The sequence below is a fragment of the Pseudomaricurvus sp. HS19 genome, from assembly GCF_009857815.1.
Classification (GTDB): Bacteria; Pseudomonadota; Gammaproteobacteria; order Pseudomonadales; family Cellvibrionaceae; genus Pseudomaricurvus.
Genome location: NZ_WVVW01000010.1, coordinates 58,066 through 75,019, shown reverse-complemented (window position 1 = coordinate 75,019; position 16,954 = coordinate 58,066). Strand labels below are relative to the sequence as shown.

General features: G+C 61.0%; 11 protein-coding genes. 4 read left to right on the top strand and 7 right to left on the bottom strand.

Annotation, left to right across the window (positions count from 1 at the left end; translation table 11 throughout):
• Positions 1-85: 85 nt before the first annotated feature.
• Positions 86-3,541 carry a CHASE domain-containing protein gene (locus tag GSF27_RS13525; RefSeq protein WP_160969985.1) on the top strand — a complete coding sequence of 1,152 codons (3,456 nt, stop codon included), beginning with the start codon at positions 86-88 and terminating at the stop codon, positions 3,539-3,541.
• Positions 3,542-3,556: 15 nt separating this feature from the next.
• On the opposite strand, the gene GSF27_RS13520 is transcribed toward GSF27_RS13525, so the two are convergent.
• Positions 3,557-4,243, bottom strand: a complete 687-nt coding sequence (locus tag GSF27_RS13520; RefSeq protein WP_237457558.1) for a 2OG-Fe(II) oxygenase — start codon at positions 4,241-4,243, stop codon at positions 3,557-3,559.
• Positions 4,244-4,500: 257 nt separating this feature from the next.
• Here GSF27_RS13520 and GSF27_RS13515 point away from each other — a divergent pair, with 257 nt between their 5' ends.
• Both GSF27_RS13515 and GSF27_RS13510 read left to right on the top strand, forming a co-directional pair.
• Entirely contained in the window at positions 4,501-6,636 is a 2,136-nt protein-coding gene (locus tag GSF27_RS13515) for a di-heme-cytochrome C peroxidase (RefSeq protein WP_160969983.1), read from the top strand.
• Positions 6,633-7,961 carry a catalase family protein gene (locus tag GSF27_RS13510; protein WP_160969981.1) on the top strand — a complete coding sequence of 443 codons (1,329 nt, stop codon included), beginning with the start codon at positions 6,633-6,635 and terminating at the stop codon, positions 7,959-7,961. Before GSF27_RS13515 ends, GSF27_RS13510 begins: the two co-directional genes overlap by 4 nt.
• Positions 7,962-8,285: 324 nt before the next feature.
• On the opposite strand, the gene GSF27_RS13505 is transcribed toward GSF27_RS13510, so the two are convergent.
• Complete coding sequence (locus GSF27_RS13505; RefSeq protein WP_160969979.1) at positions 8,286-10,127, bottom strand: diguanylate cyclase; 1,842 nt, start codon at positions 10,125-10,127, stop codon at positions 8,286-8,288.
• 430 nt (positions 10,128-10,557) lie between these two features.
• Here GSF27_RS13505 and GSF27_RS13500 point away from each other — a divergent pair, with 430 nt between their 5' ends.
• Positions 10,558-11,250, top strand: coding sequence for a lipase family protein (locus GSF27_RS13500; protein ID WP_370462609.1), 693 nt, complete (start codon positions 10,558-10,560; stop codon positions 11,248-11,250).
• Here GSF27_RS13500 and GSF27_RS13495 read toward each other — a convergent pair.
• From GSF27_RS13495 to ectB, 5 genes are all read right to left on the bottom strand, one after another.
• On the bottom strand, positions 11,234-12,646 hold the full coding sequence (locus GSF27_RS13495; protein ID WP_160969975.1) for a sodium/proline symporter: 1,413 nt from the start codon (positions 12,644-12,646) through the stop codon (positions 11,234-11,236). The genes GSF27_RS13500 and GSF27_RS13495 overlap by 17 nt on opposite strands.
• A gap of 2 nt (positions 12,647-12,648) precedes the next feature.
• Positions 12,649-13,584, bottom strand: coding sequence for a tetratricopeptide repeat protein (locus GSF27_RS13490; RefSeq protein WP_160969973.1), 936 nt, complete (start codon positions 13,582-13,584; stop codon positions 12,649-12,651).
• Positions 13,569-15,032: an aspartate kinase gene (locus GSF27_RS13485; protein WP_370462608.1), complete on the bottom strand. Its 1,464-nt coding sequence runs from the start codon at positions 15,030-15,032 to the stop codon at positions 13,569-13,571. The genes GSF27_RS13490 and GSF27_RS13485 overlap by 16 nt, the downstream gene beginning before the upstream one ends.
• Before the next feature lie 82 nt (positions 15,033-15,114).
• Positions 15,115-15,519 carry an ectoine synthase gene (locus GSF27_RS13480; protein WP_160969971.1) on the bottom strand — a complete coding sequence of 135 codons (405 nt, stop codon included), beginning with the start codon at positions 15,517-15,519 and terminating at the stop codon, positions 15,115-15,117.
• A gap of 84 nt (positions 15,520-15,603) precedes the next feature.
• Positions 15,604-16,902: a diaminobutyrate--2-oxoglutarate transaminase gene (ectB, locus tag GSF27_RS13475; protein WP_160969969.1), complete on the bottom strand. Its 1,299-nt coding sequence runs from the start codon at positions 16,900-16,902 to the stop codon at positions 15,604-15,606.
• Between the last annotated feature and the right edge of the window lie 52 nt (positions 16,903-16,954).

Genomic DNA, 16,954 nt, shown 5'->3' with positions numbered 1-16,954 from the left:
ATTGCCAACCTGCGCAGACTGAACTGCGACGACAGGTGAGACCAGACACCGGAATACAGCCAGACACCGCGGAATCCCCTGCCGGATGGACCAGAACGAATTCAGCCAGCTCGACAATCACTATCGCCGCCTGGCTCGCCTGCACAACCCCCTGATCGCCTGGATTGTGCTGGGCCTGTCACTGCTGCTCACCATTGCCGCCTACCTGATTGCCGACCGCAGCATTCACCTGCGGGCCCAGGAGCAATTCCACTTCCGCACCGGCGAAATTGTCGCCGCTATCCAGGAGCGCCACGCCCACTACCTGCGCGCCCTGCAGGCCGGGGTAGGCTTCTTCGCCGCCAGCAAGGGAGTCTCCCGCGAGGAGTGGCGCACCTTTGTTGCCGCACTGCGCCTGAATGATCAGCTGCCGGGGATCCAGGGTATGGGCTACGCGGTGCCACTGACAGCTGCCGATGTGCCCACCCATGAGCAGGCGATGCGCGCGCAGGGCTATAGCGACTATCGGGTCAAACCCGCCACGCCGCGGGAGGAGTACTCCGCCATTGTCTTCCTGGAGCCGTTTGACTGGCGCAACCAGCGCGCTTTCGGCTACGACATGTGGTCCGACGCCACCCGTCGCGAAGCCATGCGCGCCGCCCGCGACCGGGATGAGCCAGCCAGCTCCGGGCTGATCACCCTGGTGCAGGAGACGGATACCGACGTGCAGCGCGGCTTTCTCACCTACCTGCCGGTCTACAAGGTCAATCCCGCCCCAGGCACCGTGACAGAGCGCCGCCAGCAGTTTGCCGGCTGGGTCTACGCCCCGTTCCGCGCTGGCGACCTGATGCAGGGCATACTCGGCGACAACAACCCCAACCTGGTGTTCGAGATCTACGACGGCAACCGGGTAAATACAGAGGACCTGCTCTATCGCTCCTCCGGCGAACAGGTGCCAACCAACGCCACCTTCACCACTGACCGTACCCTGCTTCTCGGCGGCCACCCCTGGACCATGCGTTTTTACGCCACCGGGTTGGGAGTCAGCGGCGCGCAGCAACCGGTCTACATTCTGGTGGCCGGGGTACTGGTGGACCTGCTGCTGTTCTACGTGGTTTTCTCACTTCACTATCTCAATCATCGCGCCACCAGGCTGTCACAGAAAATCGCCTCCGAGTACCATCGTGCCAAGGCCCGTATCGACAGCCAGCAGCAGGAGGTGGCACTGACCCGCAGTGAGGCGGAGCTGTTTTTCCTGCGCGCCCCGGATGCGTTTATCGAGGTCAACACCAGTGGCCGTATCGTCAAGGCCAATCCCCGCGCCCACCAGATGTTCGAGTACCCCGACAACGCCCTGATTGGCATGCCCATCGAACAACTGGTGCCGGAGAACTACCGCCAGCAGCACTACCAGCAGCGCCACCAATTCAATCATCAGCCCACACCGCGGCTGATGACCAGCCGCGGCACCATCCCCGCACGTAAATCCAGCGGCAAGGTGTTTGAGGTACTGATCGACCTCACGCCCATTGAAGAGGGGCACGAGCACCGCACCCTGGCCGTGGTGCGGGACATCTCCATGCAGAAGGCGATTGAAAAGAACCTGCAGGAGGCCAAGGAGCAGGCTGAACTGGCGAGTCGCGCCAAGAGTGAGTTCCTCGCCAACATGAGCCACGAGATCCGCACACCGTTGAACGCAGTGCTGGGGGCGGGCCAGCTGCTGGCCAAAACCCGCCTCAATCACGAGCAGGTCAACTACCTCGATATGATCCAGCGCTCCGGCCAGGCGCTGTCTGGCATCATCAATGACATCCTCGACTTCTCCAAAATCGAGGCCGGCAAACTGGATCTGGTGGAACAGGTGTTCGCGCTGGAGGACCTGCTGGCAGGCGTCGCCAGCATGATGGCCACCAACAGCAGCGACAAATGGGTTGAGCCTGTGATCCGGGTGCAGCCCGACCTGCCTACCCACTGGCGTGGAGACCTGTTGCGACTGCAACAGATCCTGCTCAACATTGCCCACAACGCGCTGAAATTTACCGCCAGCGGCGAAGTGGTGGTCAGCCTCAGCGGTACGCCCCTGCAAGGCCAGCGCTGGCAGCTGCAGATGAGTATCCGCGACACCGGCATGGGCATGTCCTCCAAACAGCAGCAGCGCATCTTTAACGCCTTTTCCCAGGCGGACAACTCCATCACCCGCCGCTTCGGCGGGACCGGACTGGGGCTGGTGATCTGCAGCCGCCTGGTAACGCTGATGGGTGGTGACATCAGCTTCCACAGTGAAGAGGGGCGCGGCACCGAGTTTACGGTCTCCATGCCGCTGGAAACCGCCACCGCCCTGCCCGCCTCCCCGGCGGCCGCCAGCGACGGTAACCAGCCTCCACGACGGGCACTGCTGATGGCCAGCCACCCCTCCACCCGACTGGCCCTGGACGCCGCCCTGCAGGCACTGGGCTGGCAAGTGGATAACTGCAATGCCGAAGAGCTGTTGCCACGCCTGGCGGCAGCACCGGACCAGTTCCAGGTACTGCTGTGGGCGCCGGATAACCTCTGCCCGCTGCTGGCGGACCTGCTGCTGGCGGAGCAGCTGCCCGCCGGCTGCACGGTGCCGCCAATCCTGTCTGTGCAACACCCCAGTGCAGCGGAGTACGACAGTGGCTGGCCGCAGCTGACAGTGATCAAACCGGTAACCCGCGCCTCACTGGAGACGGCCCTGCAACAGCTGCTGGAAGGCAGCGGGGCCCCGGTCCTGAACACCGAACAGCAGCAGGCGCCACTGCAGGGACTGGAACTGCTGCTGGTGGAGGACAACCCCATGAACCAGGCAGTAGCCTCCGGGCTGCTGCAGGATATGGGCGCCAGGGTCACCATCGCCGCCCACGGCGCCGAAGGGGTGGCCCTGCTGGAACGGGAGCCACAGCGCTGGCAGGCGGTGGTAATGGATATCCAGATGCCGGTGATGGATGGTCTCAGTGCCACCCGGGAAATTCGCGAGCGGCTGCGGCTCGACATTCCGGTGATTGCCATGAGCGCCGGCGTGCTACCGTCCGAACAGTACCAGTGCCTGCAGGCAGGAATGAACGAATTTGTCGCCAAGCCGGTGGACCAGGCCGCCCTGCTGCAGGCCCTGCTCAACGTGCTGCAGAGGCAGGATCACGACCCCGCCTCTCAACGGAGCAATGCCAACCCTGACGAGGTGGATGAGAGCGCTCTGTTTGACGGCAGTAATGTGGAAGCCCTGATTGCCCGCAAGTCGGAGCGTACCAACTATTTCCGCAAAGCCCTGAACAGCCTTTGCGACAGCGCCGCCAGCCAGCTGGAGGAGGCCCGGGAGGCCTGGGAGCGGGGCGACAGTGACGATGCCCGCTTCCGCCTGCACGCGCTCAAGGGCAGCGTCGGCGTTTACGGCGCCCAGCCGCTGCGGGACCTGTTGCAACAACTGGAACATTCAGTGGACACCACAGCTTCCAGCCCGCGGGTGCAGGGGTTGTTCAAGGAGGCGGCGCAGATGCTGGCGCATTTCGTGCGCCTGGCGCGCAACTGGCTGCAACAGCTGGACTAAAACGGCCAGGCCAGATCAACGCGGCGGATCAACCCGCTGGTTGGTGGAGCTGTTGACCCGGAACCAGCCGGCGATGGAGTAGCGATCGCGCCGCGCCGGCAACACCTCATGGGGAAACTCCTCGCTCAGGAACACCGCCACCGTGCCAAACGCCGGCGTCACCCGCAGCCCCTCACTCTCCTGCTCATCGCGATAGAGCACCAGCTCCCCCCCGTCGTCCGGCAACCAGCCGGGATTGAGATACACCACCAGTGACAGCACCCGGTTGGCCTCGCCCTTGAAGGCATCCAGATGACGCTTGTAGAAATCGCCGCAGCCATAGTGGGCGAAGTGGCTTTCAAACGAGAACAGCCCCAGGAACAGGCGCCGGTTGAGATAGGTCTGCAGCGATTGCGCCCACTGCAGCCACTGACCGCCGGCCTCCGAAGAGCCGTCGATCCAGCACACCTCGTCGGTACGCACAAAGCCGTTAAGCTGGTGATCCTGCTCGCGACCGATACCGGCGCGATCGAATTCAGCGGCATTCATCTGCTGCAACTGCTGCCACAGCGCCTCTCCCAGTGCCGGCGGTAACGCCGAGTGGTTAATGCTGTAACCCTGCTGCTGCAGGTCCTGGGCAATGCGCTCAAACAGGGATTCATTGTAGTCACTGCCATCAAGGCAGTGGGCGACCGGCATGGGCACCATGGACGCTTTCTCCAAAAGGGACTGATCAATCGCCGTCCACACTGCTGGCCGGGGAGACGTATATAGGGCAGAACCCCGGCCACAGCAACTCTTTTTTGCTTACCCCCCGTCATTGCAGGCCTTCCCGGCAACAGGCTATAGTTTCGGGCTTTGGGGAATCAGTGCTCCGGCAATCACATTCGCGCCCGGGCCGCTGTCAAAACAACAACGGATCTGCATGCCGGCCACCCGCTCTGGCCCGACCTGCAGCGATTCAGTCCTGGATGAAGAAGATGGATTTTAAACAAGCATGGAGCACGCTCTGGCGTGGTCTGCGGGGAATCATTGTGGCCACGCTCAGCTGGCTGTGGCGCTTTCTGAAACAGCTGCTCTGCGGCAGCTGGCAACGCCTGAAGGCCATCGGCCACGCCCTGTGGCAGATCTGGCTCTCCCTCGGCACTCCGTGGATGCGACGCATCGCCATTGTGCTGCTTGTGCTGGTGGTGGGCTACCAGCAATTGCAGCAGTTCCTGCAGCCCAACCTGACCCGTGAAGAGATCACCGCGCTGCACTACCTCAACGATGGCTGGGACAGCCAGGATCGTGAGAACTACTACTACTCGCCCCAGGGTACCGAGCTGCTGGGCATCGACTACGACTGGTACGTCAACCTGGAACTGCCCATGTCGACGCGCATGCTCAACGATCCGGATAACATGCGCGGCTGGGGCTTTATCGTCGATCCAGGCCAGCAGGCCAGCAGCGCCAACCCCGGCAACCTGGCGGTGGGCCTGACCCGCCATATCAATCCCGACAACCAGAAAGTGCGGCTGGACATCACCTGCGCCGCCTGCCACACCGGCGAGCTGCATTACAAGGGCACCGCCCTGCGGGTGGATGGTGGTCAGGCGGTACAGAGTATCGCCACCCCCAAACCCGGTGAGTTCATTACCACCCTGGCCGCCGCCACCATTGAAACCTACATCAACCCCGCCAAATGGGACCGCTTTGCCGACCGTGTCGCCGGCCCCGGTGACGACGCCGCGCGCGATCAGCTGCGCAAGGATGTGCGGGAATTTATCGGCAATATCATCGCCTTTGTACGCGGCCCCGGCGCCATCTCTCTCTACCCGGTGGAAGAGGGTCGTGGCCGCACCGATGCCGTAGCCCGTATCGGCAACGTGGTTTTTGGCTACGACATCAAGCAACCGCAGAACTACCAGATTGCCAACGCCCCGGTGAGCTACCCCTTCATGTGGGATATCTGGCGCTTTGACTGGGTACAGTACTCCGGTTTCACCAATCAGCCGATGGCGCGCAACCTGGGCGAGGCCCTGGGCGTGCTGGCCCCCATCAAACTGGTGGACGAAGATGGCAAACTGCTCACTGACGACAGTTTCGGTGACACCGCCATCGACCTCACCGGTATGCACTGCATCGAGACCACACTGCGCAAACTGAAGCCACCCGCCTGGCCGGAGGAGATTCTCGGTCGCGTGGATATCGACAAGGCGCGGCACGGCAAGGCCCTGTTTGCCGACCAGTGTGCCTTCTGCCACGGGCCCCACGTCTCCAAACCCTACGACTGGCCGCTGGCCACCAAGGCAGGCGAACTGCTGCCGGGACAGGCCAGCAGCAACCCCGAGTGGGACCTGGCCGGCGACCTGGTTTACAAGGATGGCAAGCCCTACCGTCGTGACTGGCGCGAGACCATCTGGTCAGTGCCATGGATTGATGTGGATGTGGTGGGCACCGACCCCAACACCGTCGACAACTTCAACCGTCCCCGTTACGACGCCACCCTGCTGGCACCGGGCTCAGGCCCGGTCAACGCCGGACAGGGACTGCAGGTGTTGCTCAACATCCTGGTGCCACGCATCTACGAGAAGGAGGGCATCACCGGCGAGCTGATCCCGGATTACGACGGCACCAATGTTCCCTTCCGCATCAGCGACCGTCGCGCCTACAAATCGCGTCCGCTGCACGGTGTCTGGGCGACACCGCCGTTCCTGCACAACGGCTCCGTACCAACCATCTACGACCTGCTGTCGCCGCTGGAGGAACGCCCCACCAGGTTCGCCGTGGGCAATCGCGACTACGACCCGGTGAAACTGGGTTACGTCACCGCAGCCGGCCCCGGCAGTTTTGTGCATGACACCAGCGTCGACGGCAACAGCAACCAGGGACACCTGTTTACCGACGTGGCCATGCCCGGCCGCATTGGTGATCGGCTGTCGGCGTCTGATCGCCTGGCACTGATCGAATACCTGAAAGTGATGGGCAACCCCAAGTTCAGTGACGCCCTCGGTGGCGACCCGATGAACTGGGACAACTACTCACCACCGCCGGAGGACACCACCGGTCCGGCAGCCTGCGAAAAGACCATCCACCGTTTTGACCTGCAGGCCCGGGCGGAGGTGCAGCCATGAAACTGACGATATTGCGCCCCCTGGGTGGCCTGTTGCTCAGCACCCTGCTGCCCATAGTCGCTGCAGCCGATGATGCCGCCGGTACCACCAGCGTACCGGAGTGGGTTCAACAACTGGACCTGAGCCTGCCCGCCGGCGAGCAGAAGGCCATTGTCTCCGCCATGCACTCCTCCATGACCATCTCCAACCGCGCAGAGGAAACCAACGGCCTGCCCTACCGCCGCGACGCCCACGCCAAGGCCACCGCCTGCGTGCGCGCTACCTTCACGGTGAACGGTGATATCCCCGCCCGCTACCGCCACAGCGTGCTCAGCGAACCGGGCCGCGAGTACAAGGCGTGGGTGCGTTTCTCCAACGGCGACTTCCTGGTGCGTCCCGACAACACGCCGGATGCACGGGGGATGGCAGTGAAAGTGATGGGGGTAGAGGGCGATCCCATTGCCCCGGAATTCAGCGGGCCGCCAACCCAGGACTTCATCATGACCAACTCGCCGGCATTCTTTAACCGCAACGTGTTCGACTACGCCGACACCGCCACCTACCTGGCAAAGTTTGATCGTACCGGCGGTTTCATCGGGCTGTTGCCACCGCGCCTGCACTGGCCGCAGTTGCTGCGCGCCAAGCAAACCGTCTCCACCCGCATCGACAACCCGCTGGGTACCCGGTACTACTCCATGCTGCCCTATCAGCTCGGCAACACCGTGCTGAAGTTCTCCAGCCGTCCCTGCAGCGGCAGTCACTACCCGCCGGCGGAGAACAAGGACCACCCGGATTTCCTCACCACCCAGGTGAAGCAGTCACTGGAAAACGGTGCCGCCTGTTTCGAGTTTATGGTGCAGCCGAAAGTGACCGCCGCCGATATGCCGGTGGACGACGCCACCACCATCTGGTCCGAGCAGGATTCACCGTTTATTCCCGTAGCGCGCCTGCACATCCCCCCGCAACAGCTGGGCGGCCTGCCGCAGCAGGAGTTCTGTGAGAACCTCTCCATGAACCCCTGGCACGGCGTTGGCGACTGGCAACCACTGAGCAGCCTCAACCGCGCCCGCCGCGTGGTCTACAACGCTGTATCGCAGTTCCGTCATGGCAAGAATCAGGTGGCGGTGACCCAGCCTGACAGCTGGTGTGTGCCCGGAGCCGAAGAGCCTTGCAGCGACCAGCAGGGATTGATTATCCATAAACCCAAATGGCCACTGCCACGCTGCTTCGATCACCTCGCCCAGCCAGTGGATGGCAGCACGCTGGAGAGTGAGTGTGGCAGCGAAGGGTACGGTGCGCAGGGCGACAAGAGTTATGCAGAGAGTGACGGCAAGTCTACGCAATAACGACAAAGCGATGTAACTGGCACTGATAGCTCACCCGGCTGCCAGCCCTCGCAGTGGTAGTGCTCACTCGCTGAATCGCTGCTGACCCAGCCTGTGGATCCCCGCCTGTGGATCCCCGCCTGCGCGGGGATGACAATCCCTGGATTGGAACACGACCCGTATTGCCGACAACACCCAGAACCGTCATCGCGAGCGCAGCGCGGCGATCCATGTCTACTGCGGAGCACCGGATACCGTGCGAGACATGGATGGCGTCATCGCTGAAAAGCGCTCGCCATGACGGGGAAGTAAGGCTTGTGCCGGAAACTGCCTGACGCGAGCAGATCAATCCGCCAGGTGCACGCAGTTGCGGCCCGCTTCCTTGGCATCGTAGAGCGCCACATCGGCCTTGTAGATCAGGTCTTCGATATTGCGTTCGCCGCGGTAGTGGGCCACACCCACGCTGGTGGTAAAGCGAATCTCTGCCTCACCGGCAATCACCCGCAGGCGCTCCACCACCTGTCGCAGGCGTTCGGCAGTCTGCATGGCAGCGTCATTACTGCCTGGCAACAGCAGGGCAAATTCCTCACCCCCCAGGCGACCAAAAATATCGGTATCGCGAATCTCGATCTGTACGGTTTTGGCAAACAGTCGCAGCGCCTGGTCACCCACCTTGTGACCGTGGGTATCGTTGATCACCTTGAAGTGGTCCAGGTCAAATACCAGGATGCTGAAGGAGGCACTGCGGTGGCGACTGCGCTCCAGCAGCTGGGACGCCTTGCGGAAAAAACTGCGGCGATTGTCGGCACCCGTCAGCACGTCAGTAAGCGCTTCCTGTTCCGCGGCGGCCTTGGCCTTCTCCAGTTCACGGGTGCGTTCCAGTACCAGCGCTTCCAGTTCGGTCTTGGTGTTCTCCAGCTGGATCAGGTAGCGCTGCTCGGCGGCATCCTTTTCGGTACGCAGGCGGTTGAGACTCATGCCCATGGCAATCAGGATCACCACCATCTCGGTGTAGGAGCCCACCGCCGGCCAGTAATAGTTAACGAAATTGTGCTCCACATAGCCCAGGTCGCGCAGCGCCTGTGCCACCAGCCCGGCCACCAGGAAAGCCCAGGCCAGGGCAAACACACCAGCCTCTTTTACCCCCTGCAGCCAGCGCAGCACACCACCCAGGCACACCAGCGGGTACATAAACAGCAGCAGCGTAATAAGGATCACCGCCATCGCCTGCAACTGGAACATAGCCGCCACCACCAGTACCACCGCCAGCCACATCATGCTCTGCAGCAGGTAGTCGAGTTTCGGCGTGTAGCGATTGGATTGCAGGAAGTGGCGTGCAAACCAGAGTCCGGTGGCAATCACCAGCGCTCCGGTAATGGAGATATAGCTCCAGTGGTAGTTTTCCGACAGCACAAACTGATGGGTGAAACCCGCCATGGTCCACCACAGCGCGATCTTGGTCAGGGCATAGAGGCTGTAGGCAAAAAAGAGACGTTCACCGGTGGCCACGCCTACGGTTACCGACACCAGCGCCATTAACAGCAGTCCGCCCGCAAGGAAGGCGACCAGCATCAACTCAGCCAGCTGCGCCTGACGCAGGTTGTCCGGCGACCAGATACGCAGGCTGGGAAAGAAAAAGCCTTTCTCCGGGAAGCGCATCTGCATCAACAGCTCCCGGGTTTCCCCCGGCTCGAGAACTACCGGCACCACCAGCCGGTGGTGGGGCACCAGGCGCTCATAAAACGGGGCGTCCATCGCCAGGCTGGCGAGGGGTTGAAAACGGGTCTGTGCATCATCGTGTAGCCGACGCTCATAAGCGTCCAGGTTCACCAGCTGGTGATCCACATACTCAAGCTGCACTTCGCGGCGCTGGGTGGAGGGATTTTCCAGTCGCATGTAGGTCCACAGGTGACCGGACAGCAGGCCGCTGGACCGGGTATGCCGCAACGGCTCAAACCGGTAGCGGGCAAGAGCCCGCTCGGCATCGGCGAGCTCTGCGGTGGCCATCTCGTCGTGCCACACCAGTACCTGCCCCACCAGGCGCTCACCGTTTTCCTGCCCCGAGACCTGCCACGGGCGCAGCTCATCAGGCACCAGCACATCCTGCGCGGCCTCACCAATGGCAACGCTGGCCAGCAACATCCAGCAACAGAACCACCACAGATTTTTGATAGTTTTTCTCGACATGTTATCGATTAGCGCGATGCGCCATCCACAGCGGCTCACAAGTTGATACTATATCCGACGGAGAGAATAAATGTCGCCAGTGTCCCTGTCCACCAACCCATAACTGTCAAGCCGACAATGTCATCGTCCCGCCATCACCAACCGCCCTGCAGCGGCAATGGATTTGCGGCCACAAGATCACCCACAAAGGATTGCCACACCCGCCATGACGCCCGTAATTAATGCACTTCGTAAACTGCGCCTGTACACCTCTGCTTCGACATGCAAGCAGCTCGCTGTACTTTTATCGCTCGTCAGCCTGCCAATCCTGTGCCCACCGGCTATCGCAGCTGACGTCGATTTTGGTCAGGTATTGTGGTTTGCAGAGCGGGCCTCGGCCGCCTATCAGCCGGCAACAGAGATTCAGCAGCGGTTTCCGCAGGTGGTTCGTGTGGCAACCCCCGCAGGCACCGATGTGCAATATTTTCTGGAGCGTGACGACGCGTCGAAACGGCAGATCATCAGCGTGCGCGGCACCGACAACCTCACCAACGTCAAGGAGGACGCGGACTATCTCACTTCCCGCAATCCCAGACTCGGTATCTTTGTGCACAGCGGCTTTGATGCCGACACGCTGGCCCTCTACCAGGACATCAAGCCATTCCTTGAGCCAGGTTACGACACCGTTGTTACCGGCCACTCCCTGGGAGCCGCCATCAGCACCCTGCTGATGCTCTACCTGCACGAGGACGGTTACCGGCTGCTGCCGTCAATGAATTTTGGCCAGCCCAAAGTGACCAATGGAGCGGGAGCGGAGAAGTACGACTTCCTGCCGCTGACCAGGGTGGTGGATGAGAACGATGTGGTGCCGGACCTGCCGCCAGTGGATCTGCTGGACTCGGTACATGGACGCTATGAACACTTTGGCCGCGAAGTGGTGTTACTGCCAGGCCCCTTTTACGCTTACCTGCAACAGCATCAGGCAATGAGGGAATCACTGGATTCCTTCTGGGACAACATCGGCGAGGAGAGTGTCACCGAACACTATATGGTGCACTACCTCGCCCACATCCGCCCCAAATTGCAGCGTGAGCAGCAGATCAACTACAACGATCGGGAGCGCTACCTCAAGCCTGCGCCGTAACCGCTCGCGGGCGACGGAGAATGGCGGGCAGCAACACCAGCAGTCCCGCCAGCACACCCGGCAGCCCTTCGTAGACGTGGGCATGCCAGCCCAACTGACGCCAGCCAATGGCGACTGCCAGTCCCGCCACCAGTGCCAACAGACTCAGCCCCTGGCCGGGGCGCGCCCCGAGACACAGCGCCAGCAGCAGCGGCGCAAAGGCACTGCCCAGGCCGGACCAGGCGAGAATCACCATACTGAAGACACTCTGGCTGCCTGACAGGGCCAGCAACAGGGCCACACCGGTGACCGCTACGGTTACCAGCTTTAACAACAGCGGGCGTTCAATCCGGTGCGGCACCAGGTCATGGGTAATGGCCGCCGAGCAACTCAGCACCAGGGAGTCTGCCGTGGACATGGTGGCGGCGAAGATACCGGCCAGGATCAACCCCACCAGCGCCGCCGGCAGCAACTCCATAGCCAGGGTCGGCAGCGCCAGCTCGGCATCGAAACTACCGGTATCGGCAAGGAAGAGCCGGGACAACATCCCCACTGCCGTGGCCATGGCATAAAAGATAGTGAACCAGAGGTAGTACCAGACGCGGGCGCGGTTCATGCCGTGGTTATCGTCGAGGGTCATAAAACGCACCATGACATGGGGCTGCCCGATCACTGACCAGCCCGCCACCAACCAACTTAGCGCAAACATCAACCCGCCAACCCAACCGGGAAACGGCAAGTCCCGGGGCACCCAGTTCATAAAGCCGTCGATCTGCTGCCACTGCTGCAGCACCTCACTGCCGCCACCGAGGTGTTGCACCGCCGTAAACAGCAACAACCCCATGGCCAGCATCATCACCACCGACTGCGCTGCATCCGTCCAGATGGACGCACGGATACCGCCGGCGAAACAGTAGGCGCACACCATCACCGCCCCCATTACCGCCCCCGACCACAGGGGCCAGTGAAACAGCACGTGCAACGCCTTGCTGCCGGCCAGCAACTGCGCAGAGGCATAGGTGATCAGAAACAGCAGGGATACCAGTCCGATCACCCGCTGTAACTGTGAGTGATTCTGCCCATACCAGTTGGCCAGCACCGCCGAGTAACTGACCTCACCACTGCTCTGGGTGGCGTCGCGCAGACGTCTGTGTACGTAGAGCGACGCCAGGTAATCACCCAGCAGCCAGCCCACCATCAACCACACCGACGCCAGGCCGGTGACATAGGTGTAGCCGATAACACCAATAAACATGTAACCGCTGTTGTTGGTGGCCACCGCACTGAGCCCCACCAGCCAGGGACGCACACTGGAGCTGGCCAGATAGTAATCGGCCTTGGTTCCGCGGCTACTGATCACCGACGAGATGCCAATCAGTGCGAACACCGCAAGACAGATAATAAAAGAGATAACCATGGTTACGCGGGCTCAGCCTCCATTGTTTTTATTGTTTCCGACCCGGCACCCGGCTCCCTGTCCCGCAAGCCCAGCAGGAGCCGGGCAGCGGCATGTTCATGCAGAGGCTGCAGGGCCGGATCCACCAGCACCTGTTCGCGGTAGTCATCGCGCAATTCAATTGCCTGCTGCAGGTAGTTCAGCGCCTCTTCCGGCTGTTGCAGCACCGTGCAGGCGCAAGCCAGTTGATAGAAGGCGTGAGCGTTATCCGGGTCGATATCCAGCGCCTGGCGACACAGGTTCACCGCCCACTGCGGTTCGTGCAGCTCCAGTACCGCGTCCGCCTTGTAGGTCAGGGCCTCACAATCGCGGGGTTTGCGCTGCAGGATATCGTCGTAGATTTTGATCTTGGTGGCCGGAGAACTCTCCTGCTGCGCCCGCAGCCACATGGACTGCACCTCCTGGGTCAGCTCGATCTCTTCGCGGTTCTCTTCGATGTGGCGGGATTTCTGCTGCAGCTGCTGCTCGATATTCTCCAGTCGCTGCTCGTACTCGTTAATCAGGCGGGAGATCTCTTCGTCAGCCAGGCTGTGCACACGTTCCTTGATGTCGCGGATCGAACTCCAGCCCACCACCACCAGAATCGAGCTGGCGGCAGCGATCAGGTAGAAGAAGTAGGTTACGGTATCCGTAGCGTAGGAGACGGCGCGATCCACCGCCCGGTGTTCGCGATCCACAATCTGCTGCAGCAGCTCCTGCTTGGCCTGTGCCTGCTCGGAGCGCAACTGCCGCAACTCGTCGAGCATGTAGCGCTCAACAAACGGGGAGTAGAGAGGCTCCTGCAAGCCATCGACTGTGGCCTGCAGGTGCTCTTCATTGGCGGTCGCTGGTGCACTCTCTTGTGCCGCCACCAGCAGCGGCATCAATATCAATAAACCCAGAGTTAACAGGCGAGGCATATGGCTCTTCCGTGATCGTGCACCTCAACCAGTGACTGGTGCAGCGCCCTGACCGTCTGGTCGTAGTCGCTCTCATCCACCACCAACTGCATATCTACCTGACGCATGGACTGGTGAATGGCCAGGACGCTGACATTCTCCTGCGCCACCGCCTGCACGGTTTTAGCGAGGATGCCGGGGATCTTCATATCGCTGCCAATAGCAGACACGATGGCCACCTTGCGCACATCCAGCTCCGCATCCGGGTAACGCTTCTCCAGCAGGGCACGAATGCGCTTCACCGTCTTCAGGTTGGTCTTGAGGAAGTGGGTGATGGTATTGGCATTGATATCCTTGGAAATCACATGCCCCTTGAAGCGCTTGATGGCCGCGAGGATTTCACGATCATAGTCGTGGATGTTACCCGCCATGTCCTGGTCAAACAGCTCCAGCGCGTAGACACCGGTGCAACCGGCGATGATCTCTACGCAAGGCTCATCACTGACGTAGTCACCGGTAATCAGGGTACCGGTATGCTCAGGTTCAAAAGTGTTTTTGACCCGCAGGGGAATACTGTCCTGGCGCAGTCCCTTGGCCGCTTTCGGGTGAATGGCCTCCATACCGAGGTTGGCCAGCTGGTCCGCAACATCGTAGTTGGTGCGACCAATAGGCACGGCCTTGTCGGCGCCGACGAGACGCGGGTCAGCACTGCTGAGGTGGAACTCCTTGTGGATCACCGCCTCACGGGCGCGGGTGATAACCGCCAGGCGACTGAAGGTCATCTCGCTGTAACCGCGGTCAAAGGTGGACATCAGCCCCTCATCGGTGTGGGCATAGCCGGTGACGATAGGTACCTGCGTCTGCAGGTCCACCGCCGCCATTGCCTTCTGGATGTGCTCATCCAGCGGCAGGTGCTCGGCACTATTCCATCCGGAGAGATCCACAAAACAGGCATTGATGCCGTCGCGACGCAGCAGCGTGGCAGTATTCCAGGCGCTGTGGGCCTCACCGATACTGGCCAGCATTTCCCGCACAGTGGCGAGGTGGGAAGCCAGGGCGAAGTGACCATGGGAACAGAGGCTCTGCAGATCCTGCAGGCACTGGCGCGCCTGCTGCAGCCGCGCATCGATAAAGGTGTTGGCCTCCGCCAGCAGCTCACCTTCACCAAACAGGCGTCCGTTGATGGCCTGCAGCTCTTCGCGCAGCTCATCAAAGGCCCGCAACCAGCCACTGTCCTCTGTAGCGCTGGCAAACAACGCATAGATACCTGGCTGGCCATTCTTCTTGTGCTCCAGCAAACGGTCGGTAATACCACCGTAGGCTGACACCACAAAAATACGGGGAATGCGGTTGCCCTCTTCATCCAGCAGCGGTCGCGCAATGATGTTGTCCCGCACGGACCCATAGTCGGACATGGACGTACCGCCGATTTTTTCTACCGTGTGCTGCAAAGTCTGTTGTTCAGTCACCTCAAATCTCCTGTAGTCAGTCTCTGATTGCCATTACCCGGTGGCGCCACGCCCTGCGGCGCCCGCCACCCTGCCAGCAGACTCAGGATTCGATGCTCTCCGCGTCCAGCTCGTAAGCACCATCCTTGTTGTGGACTTCGGTACCGTGCAGTGGCGGGTTAAAGACACAGGCCATGGTCATCTCTTCGAACGCGCGCAGGATATGGCGGTCGTGCTTATCCAGCAGGTACAGCGTACCGGCCTCGATGGGGTAAACCTTGCCGTCTTCCAGGGATTCAATTTCGCCTTTACCGGCAACGCAGTACACAGACTCCAGGTGGTTCTGGTAGTGCATGCGGAAATCGGCACCCTTGTAGATGGTGGTGATGTGAAAGGAAAAGCCCATGCCGTCGTTTTTCAGCGCCATGCGCGTGCTCTCCCAGTTACCGTCCGGGGAGACAATACGACGGGAGGATTTATTGGCTTCTTGCAGGGTACGAACAATCATAATTTACTCCGGAATAAAGATAGCAGTCGGCCGCGCAGCGCCTATGGCGCTGCGACGGCAGAAACAAAAGGGTCAAGGCGCGATTCAGCCGGCCTGGGGAAAGTACTCTTTCTCCTCGGGAATCACGTCAGCGCGGGCACACACCTCACGGATGGACTCTTCGACAATGTCGATACCGGCCTTGAGATTGTCGTCGCTGATGGTGAGCGGACAGAGGAACTTCACTACCTGGTCGTCGGCACCACTGGTCTCGATAATCAGGCCCTTTTTGAAGGCGGCGCTGGTAATCTTGTCCGCCAGCTCGCCGCTGACACAGTTGATACCCTGGAACATGCCGCGACCGCGGGCGGTGAAGTTGCCTTCGCCGTACTTGCTGACAATGTCGTTGAGGCGGCCGGTCATGTACTCACCCTTGCGTTTCACGTCGTTGGCAAACTTGTCATCGGACCAGAACTGATCCAGCGCCGCCTTGGCCGTTACAAAGGCGAGGTTGTTACCACGGAAAGTACCGTTGTGCTCACCGGGCTTCCACTGATCCAGGTCGGGACGAATCAGAACCACAGCGAACGGCAGGCCGTAACCGCTCAGGGATTTGGACAGGGTAATAATGTCCGGCTGGATGCCCGCCTCTTCAAAACTGAAGAAGCTGCCGGTGCGACCACAACCCGCCTGAATGTCATCAACGATAAACAACAGGCCGTGCTTGCGACACACCGCCTGCAGGTTACGCAACCACTCAAAGGAAGCGGCGTTGATACCGCCCTCACCCTGCACGGTTTCCACAATCACCGCTGCCGGCGAGTTGATTCCACTGCTGGAGTCAGACAGCACCTTATCAAGGTAAACGGTGGTATCAATGTCCTCACCCAGGTAGCCGTCGTACGGCATGCGATGGGTACCACTGAGGGTGACACCGGCAGCGTTGCGGTGATGGGAGTTACCGGTGGCCGACAAGGCACCGAGGCTGACGCCGTGGAAACCGTTGGTAAAGGTGACAATGTTGCGCTGGCCGGTGACGTTGCGGGCAATTTTCATGGCCGCTTCCACCGCGTTGGTGCCGGTAGGGCCGGTAAACTGCACCATGTACTCCATGCCGCGGGGCTTGAGAATTTTCTCGTTGAGGGATTCCAGGAATTCACCCTTGGCCTTGGTGTGCAGGTCGAGACCGTGGGTCACACCATCGCTGGCGATGTAATCCAGCAGCGGCAGCTTGAACAGGTCGTTGTTGTGACCGTAATTGAGGGTGCCGGCACCGGCGAGGAAGTCGAGGTACTTGTTGCCATCCTCGTCCCACATAAACTCGCCCTTGGAGCGGGTAAAGATACGCGGAAAAGAGCGCGCATAGCTCATTACTTCGGATTCAATTTCCTCAAAAATTTTCATAATCAGTAGTCCTGTCTTGAATTCATAACTCGTGAGCCGGGAGCTGCCACAC